Consider the following 2,036-nt stretch of genomic DNA (forward strand, 5'->3'; position numbering starts at 1 on the left):
TGGCTCAGATGTTGCCCCAAACGTTCAGATGAAGCGCCCTGGGTGATTTGAATAATTTTTGGTGTGGCCAGCAGAAGTCCAATCAATACGGTAACAACCCAGAGAGATATTTTGTTGATTTTAAGGGATCTGGAATCGGCGCAGTACTGCCCCGGATCGCAGGCCTCTGAGTCTTTTCTTCTGTAAATTTTATAAAAAGCATAAGCCAAAAATAGGAGTGTGATGACAATCAGGTAAGGACGAAAAGGCTGGAAAACGCTCAACCGGGCTGTCCAGGCGCCGCCCAGACCAAGAGCCAGGATAACCAGGGGGCCCACACAACAAACAGACGCCGCAACCGATGAAAGAATGGCTCCAATTAATCCCTTGCGTGAGGCCGAATGTTTTTGACGCTTTCCGGAGCTTGTTCCGGGGTCTTCGGATTTTTTGGGTACACCAGGCCCGGATTTCGGATGAAGTTGCTGATTCATTTCGTATCCTCCAAAAATTGTAAAATAGGGCATTCAACAGTGGCCTCTTTTGTTCGACAGGCGGCCGTTAATTGAAGCAACGCCTTTTTGATTCGTTGCAGCTGCTTGATTTTAATGTCAATTTCGGCAATTTTTTGTGTTGCTTCTTCCCGGAAATCATCGCATGTATGATCAGGATCCACGCGGAGAGCCAAAAGCTCGTTGATTTCATTCAAGGAAAATCCCAGGGATTTTGCGTGCTTAATGAATTCCAGACGGGACAGATCCTCTGCCAAATAGTATCGGTAGCCCGATTCGCGCCGTTTGGGGGCCGGCAGAAGCCCGCGTCGTTCGTAGTATCGAATGGTCTGAATGTTGAGTCCGGCCTGTTTTGCCAGTTGGCCGATGCTGAAGGTTTCCATTTTTTCCTCTCCCTTTATTTTTCTCTGCTGGTGATCTGTTTTAATATAAGGCCTGTACCATGGTATAGAGTCAAGTATTTTTTTTAAAAATTTTTAATTAGAAAGATTATTATTGAATAATAGTAAGTTACGTTCCGAAAAAGGGCTGAGGAAACAGGTTTTATGTTCAAAAAAATCAAAACACATTATGGGTTTTTCAAAAGAGTTGTAGCCGTACCCTTTATGGGTGTGTGTGGAGCGCAGGCATAAAGCCTGCGGTTACGGGACTGGCATTTAAGGCGCAGGCAAAAAGGCTGTGGCTACGGGACTGGCATTTAAGGCGCAGGCATAAAGCCTGCGGCTACAGAGGGTGTGTTTGGCAGGAGCGGAGGCATAAAGGCTGTGGTTGCGGTTGCGCCTGGTAAAAGCGCAGATTTTGCGATTGGACGATGGAATGAGTGAAATTTTTTCTTGACAAACGGGATTCCATGTTCTATATTGTATTAGAACATTAATACAATAGGACATTTCATGAAGCTTTCAATTGAGCCCAGAAAAGGTGTTCCGCTGTATTTTCAGATTATCGAAGAAATTAAACACCATGTTGCCGTTGGCGAACTCAAGCCGGGAGATCGGCTGCCCACGGTGCGGCAGTTGGCCGTGGAGCTGGCGATCAATCCCAATACGGTGGCGAAGGCCTACGACGAGCTTCGGCGCGAGGGGATTCTGGACGTGAAACAGGGCATCGGCACCTTTGTTAAGGGCGGCCTCGCCGAGTTGGGGGCGGAAACCCGGAATAAAAAGCTGCACCAGCTTTGTGAGGCATTCGTCCTGGAGGGGAAAAAATACGGGTACACGGTTGAGGACATTATCGGTTGTTTGGAGAATCTGAAGTAGCGTTTTTCAGGAGTCGTTTCGTATTAACAGAAAGCGGCGATCTGAAACAATCCGTCTTTTGTAATGTAATGCTTTTGTTGCAGCCATCTCTGAAAAATCAGACAGGAAATGGTTTGAATTTTTAATTCAGGTTATTTTTTGATGGGTCACATAAATGCAAGGAGAACACTCATGGCAAATTACACGGAAGAACCCAAGCCCAAGCGGGCAAAAGTCAAGACTCCCGGCAGGGGAGTAAATTTTATGGGCGTTTTGATTTTCTTGATATTTTTAGTGGCAGGGGGTTATT

Annotated in this window: 3 protein-coding genes; 1 reads left to right on the forward strand and 2 read right to left on the reverse strand. The window is 46.3% G+C overall.

Translation table 11 applies throughout. From position 1 onward, the window contains the following. Both GXO76_01315 and GXO76_01320 read right to left on the reverse strand, forming a co-directional pair. On the reverse strand, positions 1-470 hold a 470-nt coding region (locus GXO76_01315; protein ID NOY76485.1), incomplete at its 3' end, for a hypothetical protein. Further along, positions 467-871, reverse strand: coding sequence for a heavy metal-responsive transcriptional regulator (locus tag GXO76_01320; protein ID NOY76486.1), 405 nt, complete (start codon positions 869-871; stop codon positions 467-469). The genes GXO76_01315 and GXO76_01320, both read right to left, overlap by 4 nt. A 510-nt stretch (positions 872-1,381) precedes the next feature. Between GXO76_01320 and GXO76_01325 the strand changes: the two genes are divergently transcribed. Beyond that, complete coding sequence (locus GXO76_01325) at positions 1,382-1,747, forward strand: GntR family transcriptional regulator (GenBank protein ID NOY76487.1); 366 nt, start codon at positions 1,382-1,384, stop codon at positions 1,745-1,747. Positions 1,748-2,036 lie beyond the last annotated feature (289 nt).

The sequence above is a fragment of the Calditrichota bacterium genome, from assembly GCA_013151735.1.
Taxonomy (GTDB): domain Bacteria; phylum Zhuqueibacterota; class JdFR-76; order JdFR-76; family BMS3Abin05; genus BMS3Abin05.

Coding starts and splice junctions, on each gene's coding strand:
- GXO76_01320 (NOY76486.1), bottom strand. CDS start 871: ATGGAAACCTTCAGCATCGGCCAACTGGCAAAACAGGCCGGACTCAAC.
- GXO76_01325 (NOY76487.1), top strand. CDS start 1,382: ATGAAGCTTTCAATTGAGCCCAGAAAAGGTGTTCCGCTGTATTTTCAG.